General features: G+C 49.0%; 14 protein-coding genes. All 14 read left to right on the top strand.

Features of this window, described 5'->3' with window-relative positions; translation table 11 throughout:
- Positions 1 to 19: 19 nt before the first annotated feature.
- The 14 genes from ruvB to SGLY_RS10480 all read left to right on the top strand — a co-directional run bounded on the left by ruvB (position 20) and on the right by SGLY_RS10480 (position 15,994).
- Complete coding sequence (gene ruvB, locus SGLY_RS10545) at positions 20 to 1,021, top strand: Holliday junction branch migration DNA helicase RuvB (protein ID WP_013625278.1); 1,002 nt, start codon at positions 20 to 22, stop codon at positions 1,019 to 1,021.
- Positions 1,022 to 1,100: 79 nt separating this feature from the next.
- On the top strand, positions 1,101 to 2,459 hold the full coding sequence (locus tag SGLY_RS10540) for a SpoIID/LytB domain-containing protein (protein WP_242822947.1): 1,359 nt from the start codon (positions 1,101 to 1,103) through the stop codon (positions 2,457 to 2,459).
- Positions 2,460 to 2,501: 42 nt separating this feature from the next.
- Positions 2,502 to 3,524, top strand: coding sequence for a tRNA preQ1(34) S-adenosylmethionine ribosyltransferase-isomerase QueA (gene queA / locus SGLY_RS10535; RefSeq protein ID WP_013625276.1), 1,023 nt, complete (start codon positions 2,502 to 2,504; stop codon positions 3,522 to 3,524).
- A gap of 47 nt (positions 3,525 to 3,571) precedes the next feature.
- Entirely contained in the window at positions 3,572 to 4,726 is a 1,155-nt protein-coding gene (gene tgt, locus SGLY_RS10530; protein ID WP_013625275.1) for a tRNA guanosine(34) transglycosylase Tgt, read from the top strand.
- A gap of 81 nt (positions 4,727 to 4,807) precedes the next feature.
- Positions 4,808 to 5,101 (top strand): preprotein translocase subunit YajC, encoded by a 294-nt coding sequence (gene yajC, locus SGLY_RS10525; protein ID WP_013625274.1) that lies wholly within the window; start codon positions 4,808 to 4,810, stop codon positions 5,099 to 5,101.
- A gap of 180 nt (positions 5,102 to 5,281) precedes the next feature.
- The gene (gene secD, locus SGLY_RS10520) at positions 5,282 to 6,529 is read left to right on the top strand and encodes a protein translocase subunit SecD (protein ID WP_013625273.1); all 1,248 of its coding nucleotides are present in this window, start codon (positions 5,282 to 5,284) and stop codon (positions 6,527 to 6,529) included.
- A 1-nt stretch (position 6,530) separates the two neighbouring features.
- Positions 6,531 to 7,523: a protein translocase subunit SecF gene (secF, locus tag SGLY_RS10515; protein ID WP_013625272.1), complete on the top strand. Its 993-nt coding sequence runs from the start codon at positions 6,531 to 6,533 to the stop codon at positions 7,521 to 7,523.
- 165 nt (positions 7,524 to 7,688) lie between these two features.
- A complete protein-coding gene (locus SGLY_RS10510; RefSeq protein WP_013625271.1) occupies positions 7,689 to 8,426 on the top strand; it encodes an MBL fold metallo-hydrolase in 738 nt (245 codons plus the stop codon).
- 139 nt (positions 8,427 to 8,565) lie between these two features.
- A complete protein-coding gene (gene ilvB, locus SGLY_RS10505; RefSeq protein ID WP_013625270.1) occupies positions 8,566 to 10,257 on the top strand; it encodes a biosynthetic-type acetolactate synthase large subunit in 1,692 nt (563 codons plus the stop codon).
- A gap of 5 nt (positions 10,258 to 10,262) precedes the next feature.
- The gene (gene ilvN, locus SGLY_RS10500; RefSeq protein ID WP_013625269.1) at positions 10,263 to 10,760 is read left to right on the top strand and encodes an acetolactate synthase small subunit; all 498 of its coding nucleotides are present in this window, start codon (positions 10,263 to 10,265) and stop codon (positions 10,758 to 10,760) included.
- A 177-nt stretch (positions 10,761 to 10,937) separates the two neighbouring features.
- Entirely contained in the window at positions 10,938 to 11,381 is a 444-nt protein-coding gene (locus SGLY_RS10495; RefSeq protein WP_013625268.1) for a hypothetical protein, read from the top strand.
- 75 nt (positions 11,382 to 11,456) lie between these two features.
- Positions 11,457 to 11,825 (top strand): LapA family protein, encoded by a 369-nt coding sequence (locus SGLY_RS17155; RefSeq protein ID WP_013625267.1) that lies wholly within the window; start codon positions 11,457 to 11,459, stop codon positions 11,823 to 11,825.
- Positions 11,822 to 13,831, top strand: coding sequence for a single-stranded-DNA-specific exonuclease RecJ (gene recJ / locus SGLY_RS10485; protein WP_013625266.1), 2,010 nt, complete (start codon positions 11,822 to 11,824; stop codon positions 13,829 to 13,831). The genes SGLY_RS17155 and recJ overlap by 4 nt, the downstream gene beginning before the upstream one ends.
- A 60-nt stretch (positions 13,832 to 13,891) precedes the next feature.
- On the top strand, positions 13,892 to 15,994 hold the full coding sequence (locus tag SGLY_RS10480; RefSeq protein ID WP_242823029.1) for a RelA/SpoT family protein: 2,103 nt from the start codon (positions 13,892 to 13,894) through the stop codon (positions 15,992 to 15,994).
- Positions 15,995 to 16,005 lie beyond the last annotated feature (11 nt).

Genomic DNA, 16,005 nt, shown 5'->3' with positions numbered 1-16,005 from the left:
AGCAGACAGGGGTGAACAAATGGAAACAAGAGTCGTCAGTGTGTTTGACCAAGAGGCGGACCGGGGAATGGAAGAGCTCAGACCGAGCAGGTTCCGGGAATACATCGGGCAGTCCAAGGTCAAAGAGAATTTGAAAATCTTTATCGAAGCGGCGCTGAAAAGAGGAGAGTCTCTGGATCATGTTCTGCTTTACGGGCCTCCCGGTTTGGGAAAAACAACACTTGCTCATATTATCGCCTCGGAAATGGGGGTCAATATCCGTACCACCTCCGGGCCGGCAATCGAGAGGCCGGGAGATCTGGCGGCATTATTAACCTCTCTTGAACCCAGGGATGTGCTGTTTATCGATGAAATTCACCGGCTCAGCCGGACCTCGGAGGAAGTGCTTTATTCGGCGATGGAGGACAGCTGCCTGGATATTGTGATCGGCAAAGGGCCCGGAGCCAGGAGCATGCGCCTGGCTCTGACTCCATTTACGCTGATCGGGGCGACGACCAGAGCAGGCCAGCTTACTTCTCCCCTCAGGGACAGGTTTGGCGTGATCAATCGATTAGAGTTTTACACCCAGGAAGAGCTTGTGGAAATCGTAACGAGAACAGCCGTTATTCTTGACGTCGGTCTAACCGATGAGGGAGCTGAAGAAATTGCCAAAAGGTCCAGAGGGACCCCGAGAATTGCCAACAGACTGCTGAAGAGGGTGCGGGATTATGCCCAAGTCTGGGAAAACGGGGGGATAGACCTGGCCTTGGCTTCACAGGCCTTAAATCTGCTGGAAGTTGATCACCTCGGCCTGGACAATATCGATAAGAAAGTCTTGCAGACGATTGTGACCAGCTTTAACGGCGGACCGGTGGGACTGGATACCTTGGCGGCCACTGTCGGAGAGGAAGCCGAGACCATCGAGGATGTAGTGGAACCTTTTCTCCTGCAAAAAGGCTTTATTCAACGGACACCGCGGGGCAGGACAGTAACTGATTTGGCTCTGAGGCACCTGGGGCTGTCCCTTTTTGAACCGGAATGAATATTAGAAGATAAATATGGGAAATCTGAATAGATAGGATCTAGCAGAAATGAGTTTAGGATAGAGGATGGAAGCTTTCATGCAGAGATTATCTGTTCAGCAGATGGCCAAATTGATTATTGTTTTAGCCGCCGCGATTTTTCTGACCAGTCCGGCAGCCTGTTCAGCACAGAATGTTTCCGTCCGGCTGGTGTGGAATTATCCTGACGCCAAGTGGCTGGAGGTTAAATGTCTCCAGGGGGAGTATACTTTTGTCTGCAACGGCCGTTCCCAAACCGTCAATTCCGGGGACAAGATTCAAATCGGCCAAAGCGGGCTGGTCCAGTATATTAATATTAATCATAAACCGGAAGTGCTGCAGAGCGCCAAAATAGAATTGAAGAACCTCCAGGGTGTGTTTCAGGTCAGGGAGCCGGGGAAAAGCTGGAAGAGCTTTCGGGGGAGCCTGGAGATCACGAGGGAAAAGCTTTCCTGGAAGCTGACCAATACCCTTGACCGGGAGGATTACCTGAAAGGGGTTGTTCCTGCTGAAATGAGCAATGCCTGGGCCGACAAGGGCATGGAGGCGCTTAAGGCTCAGGCGGTCACAGCCCGTACCTATCTGGTAAAAAATATGGACAGAAGCGGATATATCACCGATTCCCCGAATATCCACCAGGCTTATAAGGGCAGATCGGCCGAGGGCCGGGCAAGTGAGGCGGTGGCGGCAACCAGCGGGGAAATTCTTGTCGATGAAAAGAGCGGACAGCCGATCAGTGTATTTTATTCTGCGCATAATGGCGGGCACACGGAAGTCACGGAAAATGTCTGGTCTAATCACGACAGTCATTATGAGTCCTATGCCGACCCTTATTCCAGAGGGATCGGAGGATTTACCGACAGCTGGTTTTTCCTGATCTCGGCGGAGAATCTGGGCAAGACCTACGGACTCGCCCCAATCAAGTCGGTGACTCTGGAAAAATACGATTCGGGCAGAGTAGCCCAGGTACAGTTAAAAGACTGGCTGGGGGCCGGGAAAACGGTCAAGGGTTCCCAGTTTGTGAATCAGTTCTATCCCTTTGACAAGGACATTTCCCGGGAAGCATTTTTAGGGAGGCTGTTCACGGTCAGTTATCTGCCTGCGGAAAGCAGCCATGCCCAGGGGATCATCGGACTTGGCGAGGACCGGATAAAGAACCGAATGACAGGTGACGATAATCAGGCCGCAAAGAATTCCGACAGAGAAAAGAACGGGCCAAGGTTAGGTTATATCAAGAACTCCAATGAAGGGATATCCGACACCTTGTCTTCATTCGGGATCTTTAAATTTCAGGGCAGCGGATGGGGGCACGGAGTGGGGATGTCGCAATGGGGGGCCTATAATATGGCGATAAACGGGTTGACTTATCAGGATATTTTGGGCTTTTATTATAAGCAGATGAACATCAGGAAAGAGTAATCGTCAATATTTTCTGTGCGATTTGTTTGCAGGGGGAGCATCATGAGAGTAAAGGATTTTGACTACGACCTCCCAGCGGAGTTGATTGCCCAGCATCCTGTTGAACCGAGGGATCATTCCCGCTTGATGGTGGTGAATAAAGAAAAAGGTGAATTATTTCACGCTCTGTTTAAAGAGATCGTGGATTTTTTCCAACCCGGAGATGTCCTGGTTGTCAATAAAACTAAAGTGATTCCGGCCAGGCTGTTCGGAGTAAAAGAAGGTACGGGGGCCAAAATAGAAATTTTACTGCTCAACCGGAAGGAAACGGATACCTGGGAGGTTCTGGTTAAGCCCGGCAAGAGGCTTAAAATTGGCCAGAGGGTCATATTCGGGGAGGGAAGGCTCATTGGGGAGCTGCTTGAAATCCTGCCCGACGGCAACAGAATCATCAAGTTTCTTTACCAGGGGCTTTTCGAAAATATTTTGGATCAGCTTGGCCAGGTTCCCCTGCCCCCCTATATTACCGAGAAATTGGAAAATCAGGAGAGGTACCAGACCGTCTATGCCAAAGAAAGCGGTTCAGCGGCGGCACCGACTGCCGGTCTCCACTTTACTGAAAGGCTGATGGACCAGATTAAAGCCAAAGGGGCGGACATTCAGGAAATTGTCCTCCACGTGGGGCTGGGGACCTTCCGGCCGGTTAAAGCGGAAAACATCGAAGACCATCTGATGCATACGGAATATTATCAGATCGGACTCCAGGCTGCCGAAACGATCAATGCGGCCAAAGCAAGGGGTTCCCGCATTATCGCGGTGGGGACAACAGTAAGCAGAAGCCTGGAAGCGGCGGCTGTGAATGGAAAAGTAGAGGCGGGGGCATCCTGGACAGATATCTTTATCTATCCGGGGTACACTTTTCAGATTGTCGACGCCTTAATTACGAATTTTCATTTCCCCCGTTCCACATTATTGATGCTGGTCAGTGCCCTGGCCGGACAGGAACTCATGTTGAAGGCCTATGAAACGGCAGTCCGGGAAAAATACAGATTTTACAGTTTTGGGGACGCGATGTTCATCTGCTAGACGGCCGATAAACAAAATCATCATAGAAAACGACAGGAGTGAAGCATTTGTCTCCGGTTCATTTAGAGATCCTGCAACAAGAAAAGAGCACCAGGGCACGTCTGGGGAAGCTTTACACTCCGCATGGAGTCATTGATACCCCCGTTTTTATGCCGGTGGGGACACAGGCGACGGTAAAAACCATGACACCTGAGGAAATCAAGGAAATCGGGGCCGGAATCATTTTAGGAAACACCTATCATTTGTTCCTCCGGCCGGGACATGAGCTGATCAGGGAATTTGGGGGCCTGCATCATTTCATGCACTGGGATGGAGCCATCCTGACCGATAGTGGAGGTTTCCAGGTTTTCAGTCTGGGCGATCTCAGGAAAATTACGGAGGAAGGGGTGGAGTTCCGTTCTCATCATGACGGGTCCAAACAGTTTCTCAGTCCGGAAAAGGCCATGGAAATCCAAATGGCCCTGGGGGCAGATATCGTGATGGCTTTTGATGAATGCACTCCCCATCCCTGCACCCGCGAATATGCCGAAGCTTCCATGGAAAGGACGTTAAGATGGCTGAAACGCTGTCAGGATACCTTGAAAACAACCCGGACCCAAGCCCTTTTTGGGATAGTCCAGGGAAGCATGTATAAAGATCTGCGGATAGAGAGCGCCAGGAGAACTGTAGAATATGACCTCCCCGGATATGCCATCGGCGGACTGAGTGTTGGGGAAGATAAACAGACGATGTATGAGGTCCTGGATTATACGGTGCCGGAATTACCGGAGGATAAACCGAGGTATCTGATGGGGGTGGGGTCTCCCGATGCCTTGATCGAAGGGGTGATCAGGGGCATCGATATGTTTGACTGCGTCCTGCCCACAAGAATTGCCCGTAATGGCACGGCCATGACCAGGTCCGGCAAGGTTGTCATTAAAAATGCCGAATACGCCAAAGACCCTAAACCGCTTGATCCCGGCTGTGATTGCTATGCCTGCAGGAATTATTCCCGGGCCTATATCAGACACCTGTTTAAAGCGGGGGAGATTCTCGGGCTGCGGCTCATGACCATCCATAACCTGAGATTTCTTCAAAATCTGATGGCTGAAATCAGAAAATCCATAGCCGGGGATACCCTTCTGGAATTCCGGGACAGGTTCTTCCGGGAATACGGGTATGAGGAGGAACGGCAGGATAAACAGAATAGACCGGCTGATTGAAAGAGGGAGCCAGAACATGGTATAATAAGTCTCAAAATTCACCAACACTGTTGACGGATTATTTTGAAGGAGGCTGTTTTCATGGATCAGAACTTGATTGGGACTATACTTTGGACCGGTGGTCTTATCGGACTGGTATATTTTCTGATGATCAGGCCGAGCAATAAGCAACAGAAAGAGAAAAGGCTGATGCTGGAAAGCCTCAGGGTCAAGGATGATGTGATCCTTACCTGCGGGATCCACGGCACAGTAACAAAGGTTAAAGAAGAGACCATCATGTTGAAGATTTCCACAGCCGCGGAAATCGAAGTGGAAAAGAGTGCTCTGAAAGCTGTCACAAACCGGGAGGCGAAAGCCGAGGCAGTGAAAGCATAATCAAGAACAGGACAGATCATGATCCGCGGAACAGTCAGCAGGCATTGCCGGTGCTTGCTGATTTTTCTGTCTGAAAAAGTGATTTTTTGCGGAAAGAAAGCTCATTGACACGAAAGATTGTCAAGGGATATAATGAAATTTAATGGGCTTGCCCATTTATTCAACCAGGGAGGGACATTAATGAAACGGGGAAATTTTGTTAAACTCATCGCCTGTCTGATTGTTATTGCTTTGGCTGTGGGATTTTCCATCAGCCCTCTGAGCAATCCGGAAAGCGGTATCCCGCTTGGACTGGATCTGCGCGGCGGAGTCCATCTGGTCCTGCAGGCTGAACCAAAAGCAGACGGATCGGAAATCACGGCTGATGATATGGACAAGGCGAAGGCGATTATTGAGCAGCGTGTTAATGGAATGGGTGTTTCCGAACCATACATACAGGTCGATCAAGGGAAAAAAAGAGTGATTGTGGAATTGGCCGGTATTCAGGACCCGGATAAGGCGGTGAGCCTTCTGAAAACCACAGCCAAACTGACCTTCAGAGATGCGGAGGGCAATATTCTCCTTGACGGTTCTGAGCTGAAAGAGGCCAAAGCGACGACAGAGACTTCCTCCGGAGTTGCAAAGCATGTGGTGCAAATCAAGTTTACTTCGGAAGGGACCAAAAAATTTGCAGAGATCACGACCAAGAATCTGAATAAAAACATCGGCATTTATCTTGATGAAGACATGATTCAAAATCCCAGGGTAAACAGTCCGATTACGACCGGTGAAGGCATTATTGAAGGATATGCTTCGCTTGAAGAAGCGGCCCAGTACGCCGTACTGCTGCGCTCAGGTTCCCTGCCCGTGAGTATGACCATTGCGGAAAAACGTCAGGTCGGAGCTTTGCTGGGAGCCGATTCGATCAATAAGAGTATGCAGGCTTCCCTGTATGCGGTCATTTTTATTTTCCTTTTTATGCTGCTGCTTTACCGTCTCCCCGGTCTTGTGGCAAACCTTTCCTTGATTGTCTTTGCCCTGATTACCCTTTGGATACTTAAAGGATTCGGGACAGTTCTGACTCTGCCGGGGATTGCCGGTTTTATTCTCTCGATCGGGATGGCAGTGGATTTGGACATTATTGTCTATGAAAGAATAAAAGAGGAAATCGCCCTTGGCAAATCGCTCCGGTCAGCGGTTGACGCCGGATTCAGCAGGGCGATCATGACCGTATTCGACTCCAATACGACTACCCTTATCTGTGCGGCGACTTTGATCATCCTTTCCGGCTCTTCCGCCGCTGTCAAAGGATTTGCCGTTACCCTGGCCATTGGGATTTTAGTCAGTTTTGTGACCGCGATTACCTTTACTCGCTGGATTTTGCGCTTGATTGTCGGCATTAATCCCCGTATTCCAATAACATGGTTTGGCGCAAAGGAGGGAGCTTAACATGGCGGCTAAAGATAAATTTGTCAAAACAAGGAATAAGGAAAAGGCGGCTGATCCGGTTTCTCCTTCCACAGGCAGTGCATCCTATGATGAGGTAAAAAAAGCGCACAGGTTTTATTTTAATATTGTCAAAAGGCGGTATTTATGGTTTGCCTTGTCTTTGCTCATGCTGATTCCGGGGATCATCTCCCTTTTTGTTCAAGGGCTGAATTACGGCAATGATTTTACCGGCGGCGCTCTATTGGATATTAAGTTTACCCAGGCCGTGACCCAGGCCTCCGTTACCAAGGCGTTGGAAGAGGTTGGACTGCAAGGTGACAATGTCCAGTTATCTCAGGAGAACACGCAGGCAATCATCAGAACATCTTTTTTGGACGAGACAAAGCGGAGTGAGCTGTTGGCGTCTATCGAAAAAAATGCCGGTCCCTTTCATAAGGACAAAATTGAAGAAAGTCAGGTTGGACCTGCTATGGGCGCCGAATTGCGTTCCGGTGCCGTGAAAGCCTTAGCAGTTTCTGCGGTGTTGATGCTGATTTACATTGCCTTCCGATTTGAGTTTGTTTATGCCGTATCCGGTATTATCGCCCTCCTGCATGACGTTTTCATGGTGCTCGGTATCTTCTCGCTCTTCCAATGGCAGGTGGACGCGCCTTTTGTTGCCGCGATATTGACTGTATTTGCCTATTCTATCAATGATACGATTGTGATTTATGACCGGATGCGTGAAAATGAGAAAAGGCTGCGCAAGAAGGACAGCTTTGCCGATATGGTTGACAAATCCTTATGGCAGACCATGCGCCGCTCGATTTGTACGGTAGCTACAGTTCTGATTGCGCTTCTCTGCATCAATATTTTCGGCGGGGAATCGACAAAGGTCTTTTCCAGAGCAATGTTGATCGGGGTATTCTGCGGCGCCTATTCTTCAATCTTCGTTTGCAGCCAGCTTGTTGTGGAAATCAGAGCCAGATTAAAGGACAAACCCCAAAATGCCTGATGGCGGTTGCGCAGAAGGATAAAGAATAATCCCGGGTATCACCCGGGATTTATTTTTGCGGGATGGGATCATACTATGATGGGATCATACGATAAGGAAAGAAAAAAAACCGGGACAGATAAGCCCAAGCAGAAATAAACAGGAGAACATTCAATAGGAGAGGGTATGAAAATGAAACTGACCATTCTGGGGAGATGGGGAGCTTATCCTGAAGCGGGAGAATCTACGGCGGGCTATTTGCTGCAAACAGACAGGGGAAATTACTTGCTTGATTGCGGAAGCGGAGTACTGAGTAAAGCATGGCAGTACATCACCCCCGGTGAGCTTAAAGGAGTGTTCCTGTCCCATTTTCACCAAGATCATAAGGCTGATTTGGGATGTCTGCAATACGCCATGAAATTTGCCTTAGTATTTGGCTGGCGCCAGGATAGGCTGAAGATCTATGCCAATAAGAAGGAGCCGCATTTTCCCGAATTGTTTTACGATGAATATACCGCCGGTATAGGGGTGGAAAGCGGGGACAGTCTGGAAATCGACGGGTTAAGAGTATCTTTTCAGGAAACGGTCCATGACGGGTACAATCTGGCCATGCGTTTTGAATACGGGGGGAAAGTCCTGATCTATACCGGAGATATGGGGCCGAAAAGTGAATTGACGGATTTTTGCCGGGGAGCCGACCTTCTTTTAGGGGAAACCAGTCTTTTTGAAGAGGAAAGCGGGATGGTTGAGACCCATATGACCACCAAAGAGCTTGCTTTATTGGCCGAAAAGGCCCAAGCTAAGAACCTGATTCTGACCCATTTCCCGCATAAGGGGGACCTGAACCGGATGCCGCGGGAAGCGTCCCGGTATTTTTCAGGGGCCGTGCGGTTGGCTGAAATCGGGGACATTCACCAAATTTAATCTCTGATCTACAATAGTGAAAAAGAGCAATCCATTACCCCGGTCATTCTTTCTAAATGACCGCCGGTCAAGAAAAATTAAGATCGTGCAAAAACTTTGCCGCTGTACTATAATACCCTAAGAGGGGGAGAGAATCGACATGAAAATGATTGGGGCACAAGCACTGATTGCGTGTTTTAGAAAAGAAAATGTGGATGTGATATTCGGATATCCCGGGGGGTCTGTTCTGACCTTATATGATGAACTGTTTCTGGCTGATTTTCCCCATGTTCTGCCCAGGCACGAACAGGGGGCCATTCACGCGGCGGACGGTTATGCCCGCGCGACCGGCAAGGTCGGGGTGTGTGTGGCCACATCAGGACCGGGAGCGACAAACCTGATTACGGGAATTGCCACGGCCTATATGGACTCTGTCCCCATTGTGGCCATTACCGGGCAGGTGGCCGTGTCCCTGATCGGCAGGGATTCTTTTCAGGAAGCGGATATTTGCGGGATTTCCACCCCCATCACCAAACATAATTTTTTAGTGAAGGATGTTCAGGAGCTTCCCAAGGTGATCAAAGAAGCTTTTCATATCGCCAGAACAGGGCGTCCCGGACCGGTCCTTGTGGATATCGCCAAAAATGTTTTTGCGGCCGAGCTTGATTTTTCCTATCCGGAAGAAATCAGCTTAAGGGGATATCAGCCGATTTGTAAGGGTGATCCTTCTTCGGTCGATGCTGTTTTCAGAGAGATGATGAAAGCGCAAAAACCTCTTTTTTTCGTGGGCGGGGGAATCAATCTTTCCGATACTTCGGATATCATGAGGAAAATCACGGCCCATACCGGTATTCCTGTAGTGACCAGTTTAATGGGGTATGGCTGCGTATCCCCGGATGATGAAAATTTCTTTGGCATGATTGGGATGCATGGAACCTATGCCGGTAATTTATCGACAACGGAAGCAGATCTGATGATCGGGCTGGGAGCCCGTTTTGATGACAGGGTAACCGGGCTGCTGGCGGAGTTTGCCTCTAAGGCCAAAATCGTCCATTTTGACATTGATCCCGCGGAAATCAATAAAAATTTGATTGCGGACATCAGGGTAGTGGGAGATCTCAGATGGTCGCTTCAGCTCTTGCTGGAAAAGGTGCTGGAGGTTCCGGCCGAGCTTTGGGCCAGGCAGGTCCGGCCCTGGAAAGAGCAGTTATTGGAATGGCAAAAAGATAAGCCTTTGACCTATAACAAAGAGACCCGGGATATCTTGCCTCAGCAGGTTATTGAGAGGATCAGTGAGTTGACAGACGGCAAGGCCGTTATTGCTACGGATGTGGGCCAGCACCAGATGTGGACCGCGCAGTTTTATCAATTCAAGAATCCAAGGACATTGCTGACCTCCGGGGGCCTGGGGACAATGGGCTATGGCTTGCCGGCGGCCCTGGGAGCTCAGGTTGGCGTAGGGGATAAAGAGGTTGTCTGTATTTGCGGGGACGGCGGTTTTATGATGAACTGTCAGGAGTTAAGCACCCTTGCCGACCTCAACCTTCCGGTGAAGATTATTTTGCTGAACAACGGCTATCTGGGAATGGTCGCCCAATGGCAGAGAGCTTTCTACAATGCCCATTATGCGTTTTCCTGCATGAAAACAAAGACGGATTATGTTCAGCTGTCCGAAGCGATGGGTGTTCCTGCCGTGAGGATAGGGAATAAGGAAGAGTTTGAACAAAACTTTGACAAATATTTCCGGACCAAAGGGCCGATTTTGATTGAGCTTTCTATCCCTGAGACGGAAGATGTCCTGCCCATGGTCCCGTCCGGGGCCCGGCTTGACCAAATGATCATGGGAGGTTGAGAAAGATGAAACATACATTAGCCGTACTGGTAGAAAACAAGCCGGGAGTATTGACCCATATCTCCGGTTTGATCAGCCGCAGGGCATTCAATATTGAAAGCATCGCCGCCGGATATACGGAAGAACCTGATATGACCAGGATAACCATCGAGGTCGAAGCCGATAACGAGTATGAATTGGAACAGGTCGTCAATCAGCTTTCGAAATTGATTGATGTCATTAAGATCATTGATTTGAGCGGCAAAGAACGGATTCACCGGGAGCTGGCTTTGATTAAGGTCTCAGCTTCTCCGGAAAGCAGGGCGGATATCATCAATATCGCCGATATTTTCAGGGCCCATATTGTCGATGTCAATAAAGATACCATGATTATTGAGCTGACCGGCGAGACCATGAAAATCGATGCGCTTTGTGAATTGCTGAAAGAGTACGGAATCAAAGAGATTGTACGGACAGGCAAAGTGGCGATCTGCAGGGGGGCTCTGGCCGCCAAGGAAATCTAAGCAAGGATATGGTCCCCGGAAAAAACGCTGACGGCGCTTAATCAGGATAAAAAAACCGGCCTTCCTCGGTAATGTCATACCGCTAAGGGAAGGCTGTTTCACTATTGGATGATTGTCAGGAGTGAGGGACAGAATATACAGTAACCATCTTATTACCTGGTGTGAGGTCTGAGCGAATTGACACTGATTGAGTGGATTGGAACGGAACTGATCTTAACAACAGCAGGGCTGTTATGTCTCTTTTCCCCGAAAAGAGGACTGTTCGGTGCTTTTTTGGTTTTGAGCATCCTCAATTTTTTATTCCAGGACAGGGACTTGTTTTGGCGCTGGGAATTGGTGATCTTTCTGGTGACCGTGATCGGAACCGGAGCAGTGCTTTTCTGCGGCCGGAAAAGCAACCTTAAGCAGACGGTTGACCTGTCCTTCGGCGGATTTGGGCTCAGCATATTTTTGATCATTTTTATCGCCCTGTTGCCCGCAATGTTAATCTGGTTCATCATCTTTGGGATACCGGTTTTTTTCACGGCCAGGCATGTTGAAAAAAAGTGGCTATACCTGGACATCGGCACCAGAATCCTGTTGACGCTCTTTACGGTCGTTCTTGGAAATTATCTGATCTGACAGGCAGGATTTTTGTCATTGAAGAAAAAAAGATAAAGAAATATAATAGAATAGAATTTAAGGGAGGAGTTGTCAATGATTATTTTATTGATCTCGATCATGATTACCTTGGTTATTGTCACGTTCGCGGTGCAAAATGCCGCTGCGGTGACCGTTCAGTTTTTTCTCTGGACAACAAACGTTCCGCTCGTATTAATCATTATTGGCTCTTTCTTTCTGGGCGCTCTGATTATGTTTTTGCTCTCCATCACGAAAGATTTGAGAAATAAAATTCAGCATAACCCGATAAAAATCAAGGAAAGCAAAAATCCCGCGGACACCCGGCAAAATACCCCGGTTCAAGAAGAGCGGAACAATCACAAACCGGATCAAGCCGGGCCGAATCAAGACGGGCAAATCGACAAGGATAAAAACGACAGTGAGCAAAACAAGAATAAATCATGAAAAAAGTTTGGCAGCTTCAGGAAAATTCTCAAACCGAATATTCCGGCCTGGACATCGGATTAACGGCCACAACATTATCAATATTACAGAAACGCGGGATCAACAGTACGGAAGGGATTCTTGATTTTTTGCGCCCGTCCCTGCTTGATGTTCATTCTCCGTTTCTCTTTCAGGATATGGCGGCTGTGATTTCCAGAATCGCCAGGGCAAAAGAAAATCAGGAAAAGATTCTTATTTATGGTGATTACGATGTTGACGGGATAACCAGTACGGCTCTGCTCTATAAGGTTTTTCAAAAGCTTGGGCTGGACGCTTATGTTTATATCCCGCACCGTTCAGAGGGATACGGGATAAAAAAAGATGTGGTGGAAAAGGCGGCCCAATCCGCAGTCAAACTCATCGTCAGTGTGGATTGCGGGATCACGGCAGTGGAAGAAGTTCTCCTGGCCGCGGAGATCGGGATTGATTTTATTATCACCGACCATCATGAACCGCAGAATGAGCTGCCTGCTTCTCTGGCCATCATTAATCCCAAAGTTCCCGGTTCCGGTTATCCGTTCAGAGAACTGGCCGGGGTGGGGGTAGCCTATAAACTGGTCCAGGCTCTCGGTCAGGAATTCGGGCAAGGGGCGCCCGCGGATTTTTGCGAGTGTGCATATCTTGACCTGGTTGCTCTGGGCACGATTGCCGATGTGGTGCCTTTAACCGGAGAAAACCGGATTCTTGTCGCCAGTGGTCTGAGGCAGATGAAAAACACGATTCATACAGGCTTAAGAGCATTGCTGGCAGAATGCGGTCTGGCGGCCAGGGTACCAAAGGCCGGACAGATTGCCTTCATCGTCGCCCCCAGAATCAATGCCGCGGGCAGACTGGATACGGCGAAGGCGGCTTTGAATCTGCTGCTGGAAGAAAACGACGAAGAGGCTTTGGCATTAGCCGCGCAATTAAGCAGAGAAAATGCGCACAGACAAGATGTGCAGGGAAAGATACTGGCTGAAGCGGAAGAAATGCTTGATCAGGAACAATTGCCCGATGTCATTGTTCTTTCCTCACCGGACTGGCACCATGGAGTAATCGGGATAGTGGCCTCCAAGCTGGTGGAGCGTTATTACCGGCCGGTTTTTATCATTGCCGAGGCCGATGGGGTGGGAAAAGGATCGGCAAGAGGAATCTCCGGGTACCATGTGCTCAAGGAGCTGCAAGAGCAGGCCGGTCTTCTGACTCACTTCGGCGGACATCAGCAGGCTGCCGGTTTTACTCTGCCCATAGAGAATATTGCCTTGCTGCGGAAAGCACTGAACGAAGGGATATGCAGTTTGGGCGGGGAGCTGTTTAAGCAGAAGGTCGCGGTTGATTCGGAAATCATGATGGAGGAGATCGATCTGGGGCTTTTTGCGGAGATCGAACAGCTGGCCCCGTTTGGAATGGGGAATCCGGCGCCCCTGTTTGTGACAAAAGGAGTGAATATCCGGGAAGCCTGTACGGTGGGAAAGGAAAAAAAACACCTGAAGCTCCGGCTTGAAGCGGCAAAGCAGTCCGTCATTGAAGCAATGGCCTTTAACATAGGGGAGAGTTTAGAATCATTTCAGACTGCTCAAACAGTGGATTTAGTATATAATATTGATAAAAATGAGTATTTGGGCCGGGAGAAAATCCAGATCAGTATCCGGGATTATGATCTCGTGTCCGAGAGGGAACTGGATATCGTGATCCGGCAGAGCCTTTTTCAAACAGACGCAATGCCGGTCTTGAACCGGGGCATTCTGGTCAGGCTTTATCTGGAACTGAAAAACAGGGCGGAGAAAGCCAACCCGTTTCTGTTTGAGGTTCAGAATAAAACCGAAAAAAGTATCCTTAAGGTTTTTGAAGAGATGGGTATGCTTACAGTTTGCGGAGGCGCGGGGCCTTTTTTATTAAAGCTGAACAAGGTAAAGGACAAACTAAATTTGGACCATTCTCTGCGATACCGGGTTTCCAACAGCCCCATACTTGATGGAAAGGTTTGATTGCCAGTGACTTTTGATGATCTTGAAGCAAGGCTTAAGCAAAATCATGCCCAATATAACCTGGCGAAAATAAAAGCGGCCTATAGGTATGCGGAAGAAGCTCACCGCGGGCAGCTGCGCGTTTCCGGCGAGGACTATATCCAGCATCCTCTGGAAGTGGCCTTAATTCTGGCTGAGCTGGAAATGGACGACTCCACGATCATCGCCGCCTTTCTTCACGATGTCGCGGAAGATACGGAGAGAAAACTGGAAGACATCCGAAAGGTGTTTGGGGAGGAAGTCGAGGGCCTGGTCGATGGCGTCACCAAGCTGGGCAAGCTTGAATATAAGAGCAAAATGGAAGTGCAGGTGGAAAACCTGCGCAAGATGTTCCTGGCGATGGCCAAGGATATCAGAGTGATCCTGATCAAGCTGGCAGACCGCCTCCATAATATGCGCACATTGAGGTTCAAGACTGAACAAAAACAGAAAGAGATCGCTCAGGAGACAATCGAAATTTACGCTCCCCTGGCCAACCGCCTGGGGATTTTCAGAATAAAATGGGAACTGGAAGACCTTTCTTTCCGCTACCTTCATCCCCAGGAGTATTATGACCTGGTCGAAGGGATTGCGCTCAAAAGGAAGGAACGTGAAGAGCAGATCAATAAGGTGATCGAGCACCTGAAGGCCCGGTTGGGGGAAGTCGGGATAGAGGCGGATATCGCCGGCAGGCCGAAACATTTTTACAGTATTTATAAAAAAATGATCACCCAGAATAAGGATTTAAGCGAAATTTACGACCTTACGGCAATCCGGGTGATTGTGGAGACAGTCAATGACTGTTATGGCGCTTTAGGGGTGATCCATACCCTATGGAAACCGATACCGGGAAGATTCAAAGACTATATTGCCATGCCCAAACCCAATATGTACCAGTCCCTGCATACCACTCTGATCGGCACTCTGGGGGAACCGTTTGAAATCCAAATCCGGACCTGGGAGATGCACCGTACGGCGGAATACGGGATTGCCGCTCATTGGAAGTACAAAGAAGGAAAAAAGGTTGAAAGCAACCTGGAACAAAAATTGTCCTGGTTGAGACAGCTTCTGGAATGGCAGCATGACTCCAAGGATGCCGGGGATTTTATGGAATCCCTGAAACTGGATCTTTTTGCCGACGAGGTTTTTGTTTTTACCCCCAAAGGTGACGTCGTTGAGCTGCCCGGAGATTCTTGCCCGATCGATTTTGCCTACCGTGTGCATACGGATGTCGGACACCGTTGTATCGGCGCAAAAATCAATGGCCGCATCGTGCCCTTGGACACCAAACTAAAAAACGGGGATATTGTGGAAATATTAACCTCTAAAATCCCTTCTGGACCAAGCAGGGACTGGGTATGTTTAGTCAAAACATCTCAGGCTAAGAATAAAATCCGCCAGTGGTTCAAAAAGGAAAAAAGAGAAGAAAATATTGTGCGGGGCCGGGAGGGCTTAGAAAGAGAAGCCCGGAAACTGGGAATGGACCCGGTGATCTCCCTCAAGAATGACTATCTTCTTAAGCTGGCCCGGAGCTTTAATTTTAATGGAATAGAGGATCTGTACGCCACATTGGGCGATGGGGCGATCACATTCAAGCGGGCTTTAATGCGTCTGAAAGATGAAGTGCTGAAAAATGATCCGGCGTTGGAGGATGAGCAGCCTGTTCTCCCTTTAAATGAAAGCAAGATGGTGTCAACCACGTCTCAGGGGGTCAGAGTCAAGGGCGTGGACAATGTTCTGATCCGGTTTTCGCGCTGCTGCACCCCTTTGCCCGGAGACGATATCATCGGCTTTATCACCAGGGGGAGGGGAGTATCGGTCCACCGCAGGGATTGTCCGGAGCTATTCAGCTTATCGCAGGAAGATCAAAACAGGCTGATCGAGGTAGAATGGGAAGACGGGATGACCACTGTTTATCCGGTGGATATTGGAGTGATCGGACAAGACAGGGCCCGGCTGGTCTCAGATATTATGAATGTTTTCATGGACACCAGGACGCATGTTTTAACGATCAACGCCAAAGTGGGGAAAGATAGAGTAGCGAGAATTCAATTGAAAATTGAGGCCAGAAATATCGAGCATCTGGAGTTTGTCCTGAATAAAATCAGACGGGTCAAGGATGTTACGGTAGTAGAAAGAATATGACACGGAGGCGG

Origin of the sequence: Syntrophobotulus glycolicus DSM 8271, from assembly GCF_000190635.1 — a bacterium.
Taxonomy (GTDB): Bacteria; Bacillota; Desulfitobacteriia; order Desulfitobacteriales; family Syntrophobotulaceae; genus Syntrophobotulus; species Syntrophobotulus glycolicus.
The sequence above is the reverse complement of the archived record's forward strand: the minus strand, read 5'-3'. Positions and strand labels throughout refer to the sequence as shown.